Source organism: Rhizobium sp. BK619 (genome assembly GCF_014195245.1).
GTDB lineage: Bacteria > Pseudomonadota > Alphaproteobacteria > Rhizobiales > Rhizobiaceae > Rhizobium > Rhizobium acidisoli.
In genome coordinates, this window is the sequence record NZ_JACIBH010000006.1 from 1 (window position 1) to 18309 (window position 18309).

General features: G+C 54.7%; 13 protein-coding genes and 1 pseudogene. 7 read left to right on the forward strand and 7 right to left on the reverse strand.

What is annotated here, in order from left to right; translation table 11 throughout:
- Positions 1-878: 878 nt before the first annotated feature.
- Positions 879-1334, forward strand: coding sequence for a hypothetical protein (locus FHX14_RS12415; protein ID WP_184377271.1), 456 nt, complete (start codon positions 879-881; stop codon positions 1332-1334).
- Positions 1335-1653: 319 nt separating this feature from the next.
- Here the strand turns inward: FHX14_RS12415 and FHX14_RS12420 are convergent, their stop codons facing one another.
- The gene (locus FHX14_RS12420; RefSeq protein ID WP_184377576.1) at positions 1654-2169 is read right to left on the reverse strand and encodes a hypothetical protein; all 516 of its coding nucleotides are present in this window, start codon (positions 2167-2169) and stop codon (positions 1654-1656) included.
- A 151-nt stretch (positions 2170-2320) separates the two neighbouring features.
- Positions 2321-2995: a transcriptional regulator gene (locus tag FHX14_RS12425; RefSeq protein WP_184377272.1), complete on the reverse strand. Its 675-nt coding sequence runs from the start codon at positions 2993-2995 to the stop codon at positions 2321-2323.
- A gap of 441 nt (positions 2996-3436) precedes the next feature.
- Between FHX14_RS12425 and FHX14_RS12430 the strand changes: the two genes are divergently transcribed.
- From FHX14_RS12430 to FHX14_RS12445, 4 genes and pseudogenes are all read left to right on the forward strand, one after another.
- Positions 3437-4504 (forward strand): cyclic nucleotide-binding domain-containing protein, encoded by a 1068-nt coding sequence (locus tag FHX14_RS12430; RefSeq protein WP_184377273.1) that lies wholly within the window; start codon positions 3437-3439, stop codon positions 4502-4504.
- A 1046-nt stretch (positions 4505-5550) separates the two neighbouring features.
- On the forward strand, positions 5551-6285 hold the full coding sequence (locus tag FHX14_RS12435) for a transglutaminase-like cysteine peptidase (RefSeq protein WP_184377274.1): 735 nt from the start codon (positions 5551-5553) through the stop codon (positions 6283-6285).
- Positions 6286-6724: 439 nt separating this feature from the next.
- Positions 6725-7453, forward strand: a complete 729-nt coding sequence (locus FHX14_RS12440; RefSeq protein WP_184377275.1) for a sugar transferase — start codon at positions 6725-6727, stop codon at positions 7451-7453.
- A 134-nt stretch (positions 7454-7587) separates the two neighbouring features.
- A pseudogene (locus FHX14_RS12445) lies at positions 7588-8902 on the forward strand (UDP-glucose/GDP-mannose dehydrogenase family protein).
- 20 nt (positions 8903-8922) lie between these two features.
- On the opposite strand, the gene FHX14_RS12450 reads toward FHX14_RS12445, so the two are convergent.
- The gene (locus tag FHX14_RS12450; protein ID WP_210301026.1) at positions 8923-10164 is read right to left on the reverse strand and encodes a pectate lyase; all 1242 of its coding nucleotides are present in this window, start codon (positions 10162-10164) and stop codon (positions 8923-8925) included.
- A gap of 134 nt (positions 10165-10298) precedes the next feature.
- Between FHX14_RS12450 and FHX14_RS12455 the strand changes: the two genes are divergently transcribed.
- Positions 10299-11420 carry a glycosyltransferase family 4 protein gene (locus FHX14_RS12455; RefSeq protein ID WP_184377276.1) on the forward strand — a complete coding sequence of 374 codons (1122 nt, stop codon included), beginning with the start codon at positions 10299-10301 and terminating at the stop codon, positions 11418-11420.
- 1 nt (position 11421) lies between these two features.
- Positions 11422-12924, forward strand: coding sequence for an oligosaccharide flippase family protein (locus FHX14_RS12460; protein WP_184377277.1), 1503 nt, complete (start codon positions 11422-11424; stop codon positions 12922-12924).
- Positions 12925-12942: 18 nt separating this feature from the next.
- Here FHX14_RS12460 and FHX14_RS12465 read toward each other — a convergent pair whose 3' ends face one another.
- The 4 genes from FHX14_RS12465 to FHX14_RS33465 form a co-directional block, all read right to left on the reverse strand.
- Positions 12943-13587, reverse strand: a complete 645-nt coding sequence (locus FHX14_RS12465; RefSeq protein ID WP_184377278.1) for a hypothetical protein — start codon at positions 13585-13587, stop codon at positions 12943-12945.
- Positions 13588-13590: 3 nt separating this feature from the next.
- The gene (locus FHX14_RS12470; RefSeq protein WP_184377279.1) at positions 13591-15795 is read right to left on the reverse strand and encodes an AAA family ATPase; all 2205 of its coding nucleotides are present in this window, start codon (positions 15793-15795) and stop codon (positions 13591-13593) included.
- A gap of 20 nt (positions 15796-15815) precedes the next feature.
- Positions 15816-16430 (reverse strand): hypothetical protein, encoded by a 615-nt coding sequence (locus FHX14_RS12475; RefSeq protein WP_184377280.1) that lies wholly within the window; start codon positions 16428-16430, stop codon positions 15816-15818.
- Between the two features lie 532 nt (positions 16431-16962).
- Positions 16963-18285, reverse strand: a complete 1323-nt coding sequence (locus tag FHX14_RS33465; RefSeq protein WP_348649242.1) for an O-antigen ligase family protein — start codon at positions 18283-18285, stop codon at positions 16963-16965.
- Positions 18286-18309 lie beyond the last annotated feature (24 nt).

Below are 18309 nucleotides of genomic sequence, written 5' to 3' on the forward strand. Positions count from 1 at the left end.
GCAGGAACTTGACCCCGACCAACAACACGAACAATACCTAAAGGCGGGTCAATTCTCGGTGGAAACGCCGGGTCAGCTCTCAGTGGAAATCAACATCCAGGGGCGAATCTCGACGAGGCATGCGCCGTCACCGCAATCAACGAAGCTGCTGAAGCGCTGAAATAGCCCCGTGCCAAGCGCAACGCTTGCTCCCCGGCCGCTGCCGGGGGGCGATGCTATTGCCCGCCTCGCCTGTCCGCCCTTGTGGACCTGTCAGGACGGCACTCTTTCATCGATCACATCTTTGCCGCCTGCGCCATTCTTGGCTATGTTTGAGTATCGATGCGAGCGGTGCCATTCCATTTTCGCGTGCTTTCCCGGGATGTATATCGGTCGCCTATCCGTTATTGCCGGTTCAATGCGTCAATAGAGGACTGCCATATGTCATCGGACGGTGATTGCGTCAGAACACGGCATCCTCTCCAGTTGCCGAGCTGCGCTTTTCGAATGTTGCTCGTCCTTCACCTCTGCTGATCGCCTTCGTTCCGGGTGAGCACATCTAGGGGGATGAAATACCGCCTCGGGCGTCTGAAGGGCCACGCAGAAGGGGTTGGAAAAGGAGTAGACCATTGACCTCTGCGCGGCCCGAACCCCGTGGAGGGGCAGGGCATACGCCATCCAACGATCCAAGCAGTTAACTACAATACCGAGGATGCGGTTCCCGTTCAGTTCCGCCACTCGTTGCTCTGCTTCGGCCATACTGACAAATGGTCACATGTAAGGGCTGTTCATCGAAGGTTCATTGTGCAGAAGCCCCAATAGAACCCTTCCGTCGTCGACGTAGTACCTCAGGCGGAAGGGAAGACCGAAACGTCAACATTTCGACCGAGGCTAATCACATGTCGCACAAATTGCTTCTCTCCGCTGCCGGATCGTTGCTTGCTGCTTTCATCATGTCGACGCCGGCACACGCGCTGACGATGAAGGAATGCAGCACAAAATATCAGGCGGCTAAAACTGACGGCTCCGCCACAGGCATGAAGTGGAACGACTTCCGCGCCAAATTCTGTGGCGCGGATGCGGCTGCCGCCGATAAGGAAGACGAGGCGGACGTCACAAAAACAACCGATAAAGAGCCGGAAAAGGCAACGACCGTGGCGCCGAAGAGCGTGAAGTTCCCGAAGGCGGTGGACAAGAAATATTCAAGCGAGACGCCTGGCAAAGGCCGCCTGCACACCTGCGTCGACGCCTATCACGCTGCCAAGGATGCCGGCACGCTGGGCGATCTGAAGTGGATCCAAAAGGGCGGCGGCTATTGGAGCCTTTGCAACACGAGCATCAAGGGTGCCGGCTGAGCACAGGCGCTTTCCGTTACCCGAGAAACCAGGCGGCTTACGCCGCCTGGTGACGAAAACCAAAACAGGCGCTATTCCACCATAAACGTGCCGCCCCCTTGGAGTATTTCTTACCCCTGCCCAAAGTGACGGGAATTCGCTATGCCGCCGTTCATGAGGCCAAGGGCAAGGCATTTGATGCCGTCTACATGGGAAGGTATCCACGGGGGAAATTATAACATAGTCCGCTTCCCGCGGAAGCTCGCGCGCCATCGGCGACACCCTGTCCAGATCTAAGATTCGGCTTCCCGGCGATATAACCCCGTGCAACACGACAGTGTCACCGTTCAAATCGCTCCAGCATTTTTCTTAACTGCGCATTTTGCAGCTTTAGCTTTACGGCCAGCTGACCCCTGAGCACCCGGATCTCTTCGTCAAGGCTCATCTCGTCTGCATGGGAGACGTGTGAAATCGCTCCCACTTTCTTGCCGCGACTTCGTTGTTTTCGCGGGGCGACCTCGACAGCTGGCCTGAGGTCCGCAACACCTTGAGCAGCAGTGACGTCGATAACAAGCCCAGCGGACAAAGCAGGACCAGCGGCCCCTTCGTTTCTGGTGCCTTCGCGGCCAACCTTGTCGAAGACATCGTTTTCGGCATTTTCGGAATGCACAAGTTGTGGGGAAACTGCACCGGTTCGAGGATGTGTCGCGTCGCTAGCCGGCCGATCAGCGCCATTCGCGCTCTCGCTGGCAGCCACGTCAGCCAAACTCGCAGTAGCGGACGCGTCCGGCTTAGCCTCGGTGGCCGAGAAGTTTTCTCTCTTTTGTTGGCGTCCCGGTGAGATCAGTCGGGCCAGAAATTTTCCAGGGAGACGCCATTAATCCACCCTCGAGCTTTATCCCGCAAGCAGGCTGCAAACTTTTAGTCCGGCAACAGCATCCACCGTTGCCAAACTGTATGTCTCGATAAGCATAGAAATGCGGCCGGCGATTGACCGGCTGCTTATATCAATCGAGCTTGAGCCGCTTGCGCAGATCGGCGTTTTCAGCGCGAAGTTTCTCGGCAAGAAGCTTGCGCAGTCGTTGATTTTCTTCTTCCAACTGCAGGAGATCTTCCATCTCATCGATCGCCGTCATCGGCGCGGCCGCGGCGATCTGCACAGCTTTTCTAGCACGGCCTGCAGGCGCACGTTTGGCGCTCGCGGCAGCTTCGATCGCCTTTGCCTTGCGCCCTCGCCTCCTGCCGTCACCAGCGCTGGTCAGAGCAGCTGCTGGCTTTGCCGCAGCGTCAGCTGACGCCGTCTCGGATGCCGCCGCTTTCTTGGCACGGGGCTTGCGCTGCATCTTCGGCGCAGCAGGCGTTTCGACAACGGTCGGTACATCGATCTTGGCTGCCGTATCAGTCTCGTCGGCCATGCTCATCTCCTGTGTATCTGATGCAGTTGTCGACGGCCCGAGAGGCGGTGTCAACAATGACTCGACCCGATCTGCTTTTGGTAAAGACATTTCGCTCTCGGACCTGCCATTCTGAGAGTTATCCGACAGATACGGCGGCGCCTCTTCCTCGAGGTCGCGTGCGACTGACTTTAGATCCATGTTGCCCCAGATCGAGCTTGACCTGGAATCGAGTTTTTGCCTGCCGGTTTTGTACTCGACGGCAAAACTGCGTTGCACTTTTTTCAATATAAGAGGCCCTTGGAGAATTCTCGGATGGGTTTGGTAAATGCTGATACATCGGAAATAACGATTACCGCACTGCCAGTCCATACCCTCAACAGCCTGCCGCCAGCTTTTGGCTTCTAGTTATGGTGTTCCCACGAAACGCAAGAGCTGACCCCGAAAGCCTAAGCACATGGCCGCATCGTGCAGTGGAAAGCCGTGGCCGGCGCAACTGCCTGACGTGACAACAAGCGCCTTGTTCAGGCGTCCACGAACAACGCGACATCGCCGGGGCAAGAGCATCCCTTCGCTATTTGGATGATCCACATTCCCTGTGAGACGTTGTAACGCGATTCCGGCTGCTAAATTCTTTGGGGCGAAGACACATTGCATCAGTCCCCGTTCCCTTGCGTGTCGCCCGAAGGTATCTATTGTCGACGAATGCCGGGCGGTTGGGAGTATGTAATGTCGGCAGTGCCGTTCTCAAAGATTTCGACGCCGCTCAACGCGCTGTTCGCTACAATTGGTCTCTTGGTCGTTGCTACACTGACGACGCAAGGCCTTACTGGACAGGAGAGACTTGCCTTTGAGCTGCTACTTGCGGCAATCTGGCTGGCCTATGTTCTCCAACTGAGCGGCACATTTCTTGCACGACGTCGCCGCTTGTCGGGCGGGATGCCGGCCCTCGTGATCGATTTGCTCGCGGTTCTGGTTCCGGCTGCTGCATTCTTGTTCGTTGGGTCCCGTGATCGAGACCTCTATTGCGCCATTTGGCTTCTCAAGCCCTTGCGCGACTCGACGTTCTTCAGGCTGCTGGCAAAGGTGGTCGCGAATGAATCGCGCAATCTGCTTGGCGTGACATCGGTGTTCGGCATCGTTCTTTTTGGCGCTGCGCTGGCTGGTTATGTCATCGAGCGCGACGCCCAGCCGGATAAGTTCGGCAGTATTCCGCAGGCGATGTGGTGGGCGGTCGTGACGCTGTCGACGACCGGCTACGGTGATGAGATCCCGCAGAGCCTGGCAGGTCGGGTTCTGGCCGGATTGGTGATGATGAGCGGGATCGGTATTTTTGCTCTTTGGGCCGGCATTCTCGCCACCGGCTTCTACGAAGAGGTTCGCCGCCAAGACTTCGTTCGCAACTGGAAATTGGTGGCTGCCGTACCCCTGTTCCAGAAGCTTGGCTCCGCGGCACTGATCGAGATCGTGCGGGCGCTGCGGCCGCGGATCGTGCCCGCCGGTGTCGTAATCTGCCGCAAAGGCGATGTTGGCGATCAGATGTTCTTCATTGTCGAGGGGCGGGTCACCGTGGCGACACCCGACCATCCAGTGGAACTCGGTGCCGGAAACTTCTTTGGCGAGATGGCGCTGGTCAGTGGCGATCCTCGCTCAGCGACGGTCAGCGCAGCAACCGAGGTATCGCTGCTGTCGCTCTACGCCGTGGATTTCCAGATATTGTCGAGCAGTAGTCCGGAGATGGCGGAGACCATCCGAAAGACGGCGTTGGAGCGGCGGGGCGGGCCGCCGAAGGAATAATCCATAACCTGATGGCTGCGCATTGCCGCGGCCGGTGGGCATTACATGACTGACTCGTCACTGAACTTTCATGGGGCCGTGATCAGCCTCAGCGGTTTTGAACCGCTCCCAAACGCTTCGGACAGCCTTAATCTGGAGCGCCCGCGACCGCGGCCGAAAAGACGGGGCGTCGAATTCAGGCCTCGAAAGCCAGCTCTGGCCGTGCCAGAACCGTTGACCCCTCTATTTCAGTGTCAGTGGCTGGTATTTAGGCTGGACCCTAATCATGCAGGGCTGGTTGCGTTCGCTTACTTCACAATGCGATAGGCGATATGCTGAGCGAGCGCCGTTTCGAGCACGCTAGTCGATCCTTGCCAATTCGTCATCGAATTTATTAAGGTTATCGAGATAACATTTAAAGGCTCGTCCGACTGCTCAGCGATTTTGCCAGTGCTTCGACTTACTATTCTCAAGTTCTTATCTGGCTTTTCGGGCGCCGACTCGCAGGTCTTCAAACATCCATTCTCCTGCTGTCCAGAACTGCTTTATAGCTCATAGCAGTATTCTCAAACGCGCAGACAAATTTCATTGTTTAGTAACTGGATACTGTCAATGTGCGTTTTAGCCATTGCGACTTCAGCGAGCAGCAGTTGTGTTGGCAAGGTCCGGCGCTCCGTTCGAAACGGGGCGCCGGGCCGATGTACGACAGTCAGATTGTGGGCACCTTCCGCAACGATGGTACAATGTCGACCATAGAATCGTGTTCGCGCTCGCCGATTTCTAACCGTCCGCCGGCATGAGCGACGTGGCGTGATCCCCCAAAGCGGTTCGGCAGCTGCGAAACTATATCGACATCGGCGATTAGTGACGCGTTGCAAAGGTGGGGCGCGAAACCGTCACTTTAGGGATAGTCGCTGGCGCCAGAGCGCAATTTCGTTCTGGCGTGGCCTGCGCCTAAGCGGGGCCTTGAGGCTCCAAAAAGAGACATTTCGCTCAAATTTTAGTGGTTTCTCGCACGGAATCTCCAGAGGGCATATGCATGCTGGGCCCATCAAAGAGGACGGGCAATGGCCAAGTTTAGAAAAATATCAATTGGCACGAAGGCTTCAATCGTAGCGGCCGCAGCGATTGTTGCCGCAACGAGCCCTCTCAATGCAACGGGGTTAAGCGCTCTGACGCGCACCAGCGGAAACAACTTAGTACGAATCGGCGAAGGGCCAAAGACTCTTGCACCTTTCGCAAGCGTCGTTTTCTGCATGCGGCACAAGGATCAATGCGTCAACACGGGCGGTCCGTCGATTATGGAACTCGACAAAAACCGCAAGTCGCAGCTCATCTCAGTAAACAATTCCGTAAATCACACTGTACGTCCGGTCAATGACAAGCCCGGAGCGGACGTCTGGAGCATGGACGTTGCCGCAGGCGATTGCGAGGACTTCGCGCTAACAAAGCGCAAGAAGCTCTTGCAATTGGGTTGGTCCTCAGGATCTTTGAAAATTGCTGTTGCTATAACGAACAACGGCGAAGGACACGCTGTATTGATCGCTAAGACCTCTGAAGGCGATCTAGTTCTGGACAACCGCTTCAACACGATCAAGGACTGGCGTAAGACGGATTTACGCTGGGTCATGGCCCAGTCAGGAGACAATCCTAAGTACTGGGCCAAAGTGAAGGCCGATGTGGAGGAGCCACAACTTGTTTCAGCCAGAGTAGCCGTGTCGGAAACAGCTGAAATAAATCACAGTAATGACCATGGCGAACACCAGTCGAACATCGCAATGACTTTCGCCTATTTTCAATAGATCCTGTGGTCAGCGAGCTGCGACGACCGGCAAGGGTGCGCCTCTTCAAAAATCATTGGAAATGGTCCGCGCCGGCGAAATCAGCCGAGCTGTTCCCTGCCCGCAAACCAAGACACCTAAGCGCCGGGAACAATCCGCCTCAGTTGCGCTCTTTCACCACGTGCTCTGTCCGAGTTTCCCCACGATCCTACGCCGATGGTATGCGAACCCGTGGCGCAGACGCAATCAGGTGACGCTCGTCCCATTTCTGCGCTCCCCATTGGCGGTTAGATAGTTTTACAAAACCAGTCGAGATTTTGGGGAGTGTTGAGGGCAAATCGCCTTACAAAATAAGCCCAAAAAAAGCGCCTCGGTATTAACCAATGATTAACTTTAGAGGTGACCTGGGCTGAGGATGAAAGTAAAGAAAGCACAAATCGAGTTCGACATAAGAGCGCACATGTCAACGGTAACGACGAAAGATAGTGAAAATAATATTTTTTCAAATTTTGCCAATGAAGAAAATATGCCATCGGATAGCGTTGATGTTCTGGATTCTGGACAAGCGGCAGTTCGTCCTACTTGGTGGGATTTCTTCCTCAAGAGGGTCTTCGATATTTATGCATCTTTCACGGCATTGCTAATACTGGCGCCGATTCTAATCATCATCGCGGCGCTTATTAGGCTTGAGACGCAGGGCTCCCCGCTGTTTTCGCAAACAAGGTGGGGTAAAGACGGTAAGAAGATCACCGTATACAAATTTCGATCCATGCGGTCAGAAGCATGTGATCCGAGTGGCGTTATTCAGACTGTCGAGAACGATCCGCGCATAACGTTTCTTGGCAGGATTTTGCGCAAAACAAATTTGGACGAACTACCTCAGCTTTTCAATGTGCTTCGTGGGGATATGTCGCTCGTAGGCCCAAGATGCCACGCTATCGGCATGCTCGCTGGCGGGATGCTCTATGAAGAGCTCGTCCCAGCCTACCATCGGCGCCATTTAATGCGTCCCGGCCTCACCGGGCTCGCTCAGATGCGTGGCCTTCGAGGACCGACCGATCGGCCCGCCAAAGCCCGCGCCAGAATAAATGCGGACCTTCACTACATTGAAAATTTCGATTTTTGGCTCGACATGAAGATCATCGTTGGGACGATTGTCCGTGAACTGCGAGGCGGAAACGGCTTCTAACTCCGTTAGACCGCTGAGACCGGCGACGTCGTTGTTCGCAGACAAGTACGGCTGCATCAACTAAGTTGCAACGCATTTGACCGCTCCAGCTTTCCCGCACCAGCCCAGATTTTGGATCAACAGAAGGACTATCAATGCGTATTGCTATGATTGGTGCCGGTTACGTCGGCCTTGTGTCAGGCGCCTGCCTTGCGGATTTCGGCCACCACATCACCCGCGTGGACAAGTCCGAAGCCAAGATCGATTCCCTTGAGCGCGGCGAAGTGCCGATCTTCGAGCCGGGTCTCAATGCAATCATTGAACATAATCGGGCGGCCGGCCGCCTCGACTTCTCTAAGGATCTGTCGGCTCCCGTCGCCGCCGCCGACGCAGTCTTCATCGCCGTCGCGCCGCGGCGACGGTCACGCCGACCTGAGCTACGTATATGCCGCCGCCCGCGAGATCGCCGCTGCAGTTACCGGCTTCACGGTCATCGTTACTAAGTCCACCGTTCCGGTCGGCACCGGCGACGAAATCGAGCGCATCTTCCGCGAAGAATTTCCGGGCAAGGACATCGCTGTCGTCTCGAACCCCGAGTTCCTGCGCGAAGGCGCTGCGATCACCGACTTCAAGCGCCCCGACCGCATCGTCATCGGCTCGGAGGACGCGCGCGCGACCGAGGTCATGCGCGAAGTCTACCGTCCGCTCTATCTCAACGAGGCGCCACTATATTTCTGCGAGCGCCGCACCTCCGAGTTGATCAAGTATGCCGCCAACGCCCTCCTGGCGATGAAGATCACCTTCATCAACGAAATCGCCGACCTCTGCGAGCAGATCGGCGCCGACGTGCAAAAGGTTGCCAAGGGCATTGGCATGGACAAGCGCATTGGCGACAAGTTCCTGCACGCCGGGCCAGGCTATGGCGGTTCCTGCTTCCCGAAGGATACGCTCGCCCTCGTCAAGACGGCGCAGGATTATGGCAGCCCGATGCGCCTGATCGAGACGACGGTTGCGATCAACGATAACCGCAAGCGCGCCATGGGCCGCAAAGTGATCGCCGCTTGCGGCGGCAGCGTTCGCGGCAAAAAGATCGCCATTCTCGGCCTGACCTTCAAGCCGAATACCGACGACATGCGCGACGCCCCCTCGATCACCATTATCCAGGCGCTTCTCGATGGTGGTGCAACCGTGCACGCCTATGACCCCGAAGGCATGGAAGCCTCCAAGGGCATGCTTGGACCGGTAGCCTACGGCAAAGACCCTTATGAAACCGCGAAGGATGCCGACGCGATCGTCATCGTCACCGAATGGGACGAGTTCCGAGCCCTCGACTTCCAGCGCTTGCATGCCGCGGTCAAAGCACCGACCATCGTCGATCTGCGCAACATCTACCCTGCCGCCGAAGTCAACCGTCAGGGCTTCAGCTATTTCGCCGTTGGCAAGAAGAGCAGCGTAAACAAAGCTAGCTGAGGAACTTGCCGGGGCCGAATTTACATTTGGGCCTCGCACCCTCGATAAGGCGCACCGCCCAGCTTGAGATGGGCATTGCACAATGAAACAGCGATCGCGTATCGCCCGTCTGGCGCCTTTGCGAAAGGGGTCTCGGGCATAACGAAAGCTCGCACTCCCGAAGACCGTTCCAAAGTTTGTGCGCCTTCTGGGGGACTGTCCAAGATAGCGCCCCCACCCGATCGAACCTCATTTACAATTCTGGCGTCAACTTCATTCCGCTGAGCCGGGCGTGAGCCAGCGTACTGGAGAACTGACCCGGTGATTTCTACTTCATTTCCACGCTCCATTGTCAGCGTATCAAATCCGGTTTTGCAGTCGGAACCCGGATAAATCGAGTCGCGGGAAGCATCATCTACAAATTCGTACTGGGAAAGCTTCCTATAGGTGCTTGGGCCGGGCATGAAAACATTATCTCGGAGACGAACCGGATATTTCCCGGCTGTGCAATCTAAAAATACTTCAGTACTCCTTTTGCCCGGATCGTAGACGACGGAGTTTGACAGCGAAACAATCGACCTAGGACTAATTCTCGGGTTTCGGTCGTTGTTATGTGCGAACAATACCCCGGAAATATCAATATCGAACACATCCGATCCAATCAGCAGACCCATCGAATGATTTCCCTTGGGATGACCCGCCGCTCGCAAAGCTTCAGATATAATTGAGTTTCTGATCTGAACATTGTTGGTGCCAGCGTGCCAGACGCTGAGGTTCTCATCGATCGCCCAACTCACGCTGACATTTTCCACAACCACGTTTTGAATCGCACCACCGTATTTCGCAGGGTTTCCGCCAATCGCGATACCATCTCTGACGCCTGAAACCTCAGGATCGCTTGACGGGCCAGGTCGTACGGAGACGTGGCGAATACAGACGTCATGGCTATGTACGCGAAGCGTCCCACCAACAAGCGTTACTCCCGGCTCAGGCGCCGTCTCGCCGGCCAAGGTTACGAACGGGGTCCGCAAGTCGATATCAGACTCAAGCCTGATTGTGCCGCCGACATCGAAGATAATTATTTTAGCTCCGGGCATTCTTGCTGCATCATCAAGACTCCCCTTCCCTTTAGGAGCGAGCGTTGTTACACGCACTATTTTAGCTCCCGGTTGAAGACCGCATTGAGAATTCGGCGCAAACTCCTCTGCTCGGAGGGGCGAAAAGGCGACTACCGTGGCGATCAAAATAGCCGAAAATGCCGAAAATGCCGAAAATGCTTTCATATAAATTATCTTTCGCAAACGTTGTGTAGAAGCATCGTTGGGGAGTGTTTTATTCACTTGTTTATATTAGAGCACGTCTATTGTCCCAATTGAATTTGTCGCACCCAAACCTTACCGAGGATGCTGGTCCCTACATGCCGACTTTGACTTTTTTTCTTTCGCTGTCTGGATCGTTAACCGCTTGGAAAAAGGCTGGCATTCTCGATCGAGAAATTCTCCATCTCAGCGAATATATAAAGGCTGGCGTGTTCGATAAAATTAATATCTTCAGCTACTCGCGCTCCGACCTTACGCTTTTAAGTGATTTGCGGGCCGCGGACTCGGTTTACGAAAAGTTTGATGTTCTCGTGCCTTCACGCAAGGCGACCAAACCGGTAGTTCTTTTGCATTCAATCTTCGGACCATTGCATCACTACCGTCGGATTGCGGCGTCTGCCGCGCTCAAAACCAATCAGATAAGTGGCAGTTGGGCAGCGCTAATTGCGAAAGTGTGTACGCGACGGCCCCTCCTGCTTAGATTTGGGTACATCCTTTCCCGGCGGTTTCGCCTGAATGGCCAGCGTTCGGCGGCGTTCCTCGCACGCCTAGTAGAGCGGATCGGACTTCGGCTCGCTGATGCCGTAGTAGTAACTTCAGAACAGGCCGCGGCGGAAATTCGCGGGCGCACAGAGTCCTCATCGAAAGTTCACCTTGTGCCGACCTATGTCGATACTGAGCTTTTTGCGCCGGGAAATGCGGTCGAACAAAATGGGCGATTTATCTACGTTGGCCGACTGACTCCGCAAAAGAACCTCGCGAATCTGATACGCGCCGCCCAATGCGGCGGATTTGAGATCGATATGTTCGGCGAAGGTCCGCTTAAGGGGGATCTCGCGGCACTCGCTGAAGGGCTCGGCGCTAAAGTGAGACTCTTGGGCAGTATACCGAACACAGAGCTCGCTGGCACGATGAAGAATTATCGCTATTTTGTATTGCCAAGCTTGCACGAGGGCTTGCCGAAGGTTTTGCTGGAAGCAATGTCAACCGGCTTGATTTGTGTGGGGACAAACATTCCCGGCACGAGCGATCTCATAAAAGACGGCGTGACCGGGTATCTTTCGGACGGAACGACCGATCTCGAACTCGCCGATGCCCTCCAAAGAGCTTCCGAAGGGAAAAACACCGGCTCCGCTGCGCGTGCTTTAATTGAAGAACGCTACAGCATACGCCGTTACATCGAGCAGGAAGCCGCAATATTCGAAAGTGTTTTCAACTGACATGTCGATAAAGGCAAAATCCCTATCAGGTATTGGCTGGTTATCATTTGCCAATTCGGCTAACCAATTAACGACACTTGTCGTTTTCGTCATACTCGCCCGTCACTTAACGCTGGAGCAGTTCGGCCTGGTGATGCTCGCAGTCCTGATCAACAACGTCTTCACAATCGTATTCAAGGAGGGAATTGTCGACTTCATCATCCGATGTGACGATGACCCTGGTGGCGACACCACGGCCACAGCTTTCTGGCTTCTTTTGATATTGGCTGCCCTATGCGTGGCAATTCAAAGCGGTGTGATCGCGCCGTTTGTCGACCATTTCTTCAGCGCAGACACGTCGGTGTACTTGGCCGCCATGGCACCCATTATTGTCCTGAACGCAATGAGTGTCGTTAACCTCGCCAATGCCCGAAAGAAATTCAACTTCAAGATCTCGGCTCTTCGGAACTTCATCAACGGGCTCTTGACCGGCATTGTGGCAATCGTCATGGCCTTGTTAGGATACGGCGCATGGTCGCTCATTATTTCCAGGATCGCCGGCGCCCTCGGATCAGCTGTGATCCTTTGGCATGAGGAACCGTATCGGCCGCAATTGATATTCAATGTCAAGCACGCAAAACGGATTGTATCCTATTCGGCACCAATTCTTCAATTCCGGCTTTTAAGTTATCTGTCGGGCCGCATGCCTGAGTTTCTTCTTGCTGCCTTCGCTGGTCCAGCCGCGTTGGCAATTTACCGGGTCGGTGGACGATTGATCGAGGCAGTCAACTCGCTCTTGCTGGATTCAATCGCAAACGTCCTCGTCACTACCTTTGCCAAGCTCCGCGACCGGGACACGGTCGAGCCCTATATACGCGTGACATCGGCGCTGCTCGCGATCCTTACCCCGATTTATATCGGATTCGGCGCTATTGCTCCCGAGTTGACGCATGTTCTCTATGGCGAGAAGTGGGCGGAGAGTAACATCGTTTTAACATTTCTGTCGCTTCAGATCGTGCCAGCCGTTCTAAAGATGGTCGCGATTACGCTGTTCAAAACTCGTGACCGCACCTCAAAATTGAGGACGCTCGGCATCCTGGATATCGTGTCGTCCGCTCTGTTCGCATTGACAGCGACGACCGGCAGTCCTTCAACAGTGGCGGCGGCGGTTGTCATAAGCGCTTTCCTGACTTGTGTGTTCTATCTGGCGGCCAGCCAGAAGGCATTTGGGATTTCGGGGGCATCCGTCGTCAAAGGAGGATCGCCGTATTGTATCGCAAGCTTGGCGATGTTTGCCGTTGTCTACCCCCTGGCAGGGTTGCTACTGTCGCACATGCCGCCGCTTGCTGCGGCAATGGTCGCAGCCCTAATAGGCGCTCTGATTTATGCTGCGATCATCCTTGTTTTTTTCAGAAAACAATCGCTGAGCCTGCTAGCCGAATTATTGTTTTTGCTGCCCACTCGTCTCAAAAAGCTTTTCGTAAAACGCGAGATTATGCCGGCGGACGAAGGCAAAAAACCGTAAAGACGCTTTCGAAATGCGTCATCTTCGTCTGGCGTCTATCAGCCTGGACTGCATATCCATGTCAACGGCCAAGCCGAAGTCCTTGATGTCTTGAACGGGCGCATGCTCCAGAAAGTGCGCCAGATCCGATGCGAGGGCACTGGCGGCGGCTGAACGGGTGACCGGTTGAAGGCTGAGCCATACTCGCATCCGAAGACTAAGCACGTCGGGCTCGACAGGCGCGTATTTGGATGACAACGACATGAGGGCCGCGAGCTCGGCAGTGTTTTCACCTTGCAGCCTGCGAAGCATCGCAAAACGGAGCCAATAGTTACCCTCTTTCGGCGAGCACCCAAGAGCGAATTTCATATATCGGTCGGCGCGAGTGAGCGTATCGACCCAAGCCGAAAGACTTGGCTCCTGCGCCGCCTCATCGACGGCGTGAAGCATGATAGTTACCGCCGGCATTACCAAGTCTTCCCGGCACCCGTGAGACTGTTTGAGTTCCATCGCAAGCGCGGCCGCGCGTTGCGCTGCTTTCTGACTTACAGAATGACCACCCTCGATACGAGCAGCCGTCGACACCAGATCGCTGAACCGAAGCGTTTTATAGAACTCGGTTCCCGCGAATATCGTCAACAGCCCGCAGGCGATCGAAAGCGCCCCACCTAAAACGGATTTCACGCGCTACTTATCTTCCAAGTAATAGTCTGAGTATTTTGAGTGATAGTATTCAACCGAACCATGCGATCGATAAAGCTTTAGTTTCTTAGTGTCGACCTTATTGAGAACCGCACCGATCGTTCTGGAATGTATTGCAGGCTCACTGCCCAACACAGCTTGCACGACCTTACGAGACGTCATCCCCCACTCAATAACCAGCATAAAACTATCAATGAGGGACGCCATAGCTCGAGCGTCGATGACCGGTCCTGCAGGCGGGAGGTCAATAATCACGTAGTCGAACTTAGCGCGAGCAGCTGCCAGAAAATCTGCCATCGCCTTCGACGACAGCAATTGCGCCGAGTTTGAGACGCGTTTATTGACCAACGCTGGTATAAATTCAACACCGCTTTCTTCAATACGGATGAGTATATTTGCGGCCGATGCGGAGCCATTCAAGATCTGGGGCAAGCCAGATTCTGCATTTGGCGCCAAAAGCCTGGAGGTTCCTGGTTGCCTGAAGTCCGCATCAAGAAGCAACGTTCGGCTGCCCTCTGATGCCAGCAAGTGGGCCAGGTTGATAGCAGCGGTGGACTTGCCCTCCCCGGGCAATGCCGAGACAACCCCGACAACCCGGCAGCCAGAGGTTTCATCGGATTCAAGAGCGATCTTCGCAGCTCTCAAGGTCTCTGCGAACATCGACATCGGGTGCGTTATGACATGATTTACCGCGCCATCTTTAACGGTAGGCATGAATCCAAGGAAATCGATATCGAGCGAGTTTCGGACTTGATCTCCAGTTCTGAAATACTTGTCCTGAAACTCCAGAAATGCCGAAGCTGACATGCCAGCGGCAATGCCCAGGATGCCGAACAGCGCAAGCGCCAGCGGCTTTTGCGGATAGCTTGGTACAGTCGGATTTTGAGCCTTCTCAATAATCCGCGCCTCGGTTATCGGGAACGACTGTTGCTGCGTGGCTTCCTGATACCGCGCAAGGAACGTCTGATAGAGGTTACGAAAAGTATCGGCCTTCCGTTCAAGTTCACGCAGTTGAACCTGCGTTTCCCCGGCTGCTGCGCTCACTTTGCTGGCTTGCCCGACACTGTCGGAAAGCGACTTTTCCTTCGAAAGGGCTACATCGTAATCGCTCTTATAGCTCTCAGATATGCGACCCAACTCTTCAAACATCAGGCGCTCATACTCGGCCATCTGCCCTCTCAGCCGAACCGCTTGAGTGTGATTGGGCCCGAGACGTGCAGAGATTTCCGCCTCTGTCTTGGAGGCTTCGAGATATTTCATTCTTAGATCGTTCGAAATCGAACTGTCCAAAACGTCGGTAACGATCGCGTCAGTGCGATGAGCGTCGATGATTATCTTGATACGATCATATCGAGCTTTTGCCTTGGCAGTCTCCGCCTGCGCATCAATGAGCGCTCTGTTAAGCTCAGATAGCTGTTGATCGGATATGAGTTGGCCGCTGGTTGCAAGAAGTCCATTGTCGGATTTGAATTTCTGTACCGCCAGATCCGTCTCAAGCGCTTTCTGTCTCAATTCGTCGATTCGCTGCTCCAGCCAGTCGCTGGCACGGCGCGTCGCGTCATACTTAGAGTTCAGTTTATCGAGCAGGTAGCCCTCTGCAATGGCATTCACAATTTTCGCAGAAAGGGCGGGCGATCTGGAGGTATACCCTATGTTCAATACGTAGGTTCGACCAACACGGCTCACCGACATGTTCGTTTTTACAGCTGCGGCTGCGTTTTCGCGGGCCTCGTCTATGGCATCCGGGTCTTCTGCTGAACTGGAAAAAAACCGCCGCAAATCAAGGAGCTGAGCCAAGCCGCTGCGTAGTGATTGGCTCGGCGACATGAAGATCGCGTTGTCCTGCAACTTAAGTTTGTCGACGACGGAAAGTGCCACTGAATCGGACCGAAGAACTTCAACTTCGCTCAAAACAGCGGCATCGTCGTTGACGGTGGCTCCGGTCTCGCTCATTTGGCTGAGGAGACCGCTATTGCTTTTGTCAATCAGCAGTGTGGCCGACGCAGTGTACATTGGTACAGCGCTTAGTAGAAAAGCTGCTCCCACCCCGAGCCCAACTGCGAGCGCGATGGCGACGACGGTCCACCGTCGACGAATTATCGCGAGGATAGCGTCAACGTCGAAGTTATCGCGTCGGGTACGAAACTCACTGCCGAGTTCAGCGGCATCATTTTTAAATGGGGACAGCATTCTAACTCCAACGCTACCAATTAATTTGGACTAACCACATTCGTCACGATGGTCGTTGATCTTCCGGCGGCTCTGGCCGCCAACCGTGTCGGTGCAGTCGTTGCGGTCGCCACGTCGCCACCGACATTTCCACTGTTGCCGACCGCTCCCGTATTGCCGATATCTCCTGCCCCGGCAGGAGCGGCACCGTTACCCAGTGCGGCAGTTGCGGTGTCATTGGCGGCACCGAGAAATGCCGTTATGACCTCCTCCAGGCCGCTGGCCGCGATTTTCTCCTGGATTTGAAGTGCGTATTCCGGTTGAGATACGGCGCACGCCCTTGCTGTCCAAGCCAAACCGGCGCCAATCGCTGACTTCTGGCCCGGCGAGGCGCCGGCGGCAAGCTGGACAAGGCGGTCGACATTATCAAACCGACTTCCAGCGAGGGTCCTGACCTCCAAGGACATTGCCGCACCGCCGGTCGGATATTTTGTGGTCAGATCGGCAGGTTGAGAGGAGAACGAGTCCAACTGCTCCGGGCTCGCCTTTGCCGGAGCGATGAAACACGATGCTCCCGCGTCAACAGCTGCATGTACTTGACCAGCACCAAACAACAACACCAAAGCAGCTGCGCACCGTAGTTTAAAATAGCTCATTCCCTCACCTCATTTTCGCGTGCGGACCATATTTTGTGGGAGTGCTTTAAACAACCGCCCGGCCCAGGTTAGTTACTGTATCGTTAATTTCCGGCACGTCGCGAATAGCATCGCGTGTCGTCACGGTGCTTGACGTTGCCCCAAAACCGAAGGGAACATCTGGCGCGGCGCCACCGCCTCCGCCGAAACCGTCTTTGCTGGAGGCAGAGCCCGCTTTGACGAAAAGGAGGAGAGTTGTGTTGTCTACGTTGATCTGGGCGCGATCGCTCCCAACCTTACGGCCCTTTGTCGTAGCTTTAACTGTCGCTTTCTGGTCCAGCGATTTATCATCGCAGCCAGAACCCAGGAGCGAGCGTCTAGCCGAGCCAACGCAAGGGCGACGGCCTGAAGAACCTTAGGACCACTTTTCATCAAGATCGCATTTCCTCAAACCTAACATTTTGAAATCGTTTAACAGATCAGCTTGTCGTTTTCGAGCGCTTCGCGATTTATTTTGAAGATGTTGCACTGGGGCAACGTCGTCACGACAAGTCTATGTGAATCGTTTAAATGTTGTATTATCTGAGATACCATGCATCCTAATATTGCCTTTGTCTTGACAGGAAATCCCAAAAGCTATTCCGGCGACCGCGGCAAATAGGTTGTTAACGCCCGGTATTTGGAGAGGGAAATCGACCAAGGAATGGGCAAGTAGCGTAAAAGTCGCGCTTATACCTAATGCTGCAAACGGACGGAAGCGTCGGCGGAGCTTCATACCGCCGAGATAGGTGCGACACAGAATCCACATCCCCCCCGCCAGTGCAACGAGGAAAATCGCGCCAAGTCCGAAAGTGCCCTCTAGAAAAGTGTTGTGCGCCCTATCCCATATACCGTTTATTCCACAATCTGCGCTCCGATAAGGCGGAAACGCCGAGCGAAATGCGCCGAAGCCCGTCCCTACCCAAAAGTTTGTGCCAGCCCTGATACCAGACAAGACCGATTCGTACGTGCATACCCGACTATCGGCAAGTTTTTCGGTGGTCAGGCGAATGATCGCTCCTTGACCGAACAAAACGATACACGAAAGAATGAAGCCGCCCATGAGAAATGAAGGAGTGACCGTTCGTTGCTCCTCGCGCGCCGGACCGCCGGAAGAATATGCGCGGAGCAATACTGCCATCAGCAGGCAACCAAGTATAGTGGCTGCTATGCCCGCCCTCGACTTGGTCAAAAGTAGCGCAAATATACCTATCGCGAACAGCGCGGGCGTCATCCATCTCCATGTAGGCTTCCCCTTGGGTGCTGCACGCTGCCCATAAAGCATGAGCGCCAAGAGAACCTGCAGAATGAGACCTATGTAGGCCGCTGCGTTATTTCGATTCACAAATGGGCCTGTGAGGCTCTCCTTGTAATGCAGCTTGTCTGCCAAGACGATATGATCAGGGTCTACAAAAAACTGGATCAGCGCCCCAACTACGATTGCGCCGCCCCATGCACCGAGCAGCCGCAGCAGGCGCAACGCCCTATCGTCGCCGGTCGATACGGCCCGAAACAAAAAGAAAATGACGATAGGGACGAGTAATCGCAATATCGCGATATCGGTTGCCCCGGGTGACACAGAAATCGTCTTTTGCCGAATACTCTCGAAGCTTTCGAAAGCCGCGCCGAACGTCATGAAAGTCGAAATATCCAAGGACTGCGAATAGGCGGCAGCTGCCAACGCGCAAGCGATGATGAATAAAAGCCATAGTGTTTTTGTCTCAGCGGCGCGGGGCATCAAAACAAATGCCACCGCGCCTGTTACGAACGTCAGGACAGCGATAAATTGGAACTGAAGTTCGGCGACACCTCCGTATGCTAATGCCGAGAGTGCCACGAGGAAACCGAGCCAATGTGCGTA

Bases quoted from the DNA above. Each gene is read 5' to 3' on its own strand.
- FHX14_RS12435 (WP_184377274.1), top strand. From the start codon at position 5,551: ATGGCCAAGTTTAGAAAAATATCAATTGGCACGAAGGCTTCAATCGTA.
- FHX14_RS12460 (WP_184377277.1), top strand. From the start codon at position 11,422: ATGTCGATAAAGGCAAAATCCCTATCAGGTATTGGCTGGTTATCATTT.
- FHX14_RS12470 (WP_184377279.1), bottom strand. From the start codon at position 15,795: ATGCTGTCCCCATTTAAAAATGATGCCGCTGAACTCGGCAGTGAGTTT.
- FHX14_RS12440 (WP_184377275.1), top strand. From the start codon at position 6,725: ATGTCAACGGTAACGACGAAAGATAGTGAAAATAATATTTTTTCAAAT.
- FHX14_RS12415 (WP_184377271.1), top strand. From the start codon at position 879: ATGTCGCACAAATTGCTTCTCTCCGCTGCCGGATCGTTGCTTGCTGCT.
- FHX14_RS12430 (WP_184377273.1), top strand. From the start codon at position 3,437: ATGTCGGCAGTGCCGTTCTCAAAGATTTCGACGCCGCTCAACGCGCTG.
- FHX14_RS12475 (WP_184377280.1), bottom strand. From the start codon at position 16,430: ATGAGCTATTTTAAACTACGGTGCGCAGCTGCTTTGGTGTTGTTGTTT.
- FHX14_RS12455 (WP_184377276.1), top strand. From the start codon at position 10,299: ATGCCGACTTTGACTTTTTTTCTTTCGCTGTCTGGATCGTTAACCGCT.
- FHX14_RS12450 (WP_210301026.1), bottom strand. From the start codon at position 10,164: ATGAAAGCATTTTCGGCATTTTCGGCATTTTCGGCTATTTTGATCGCC.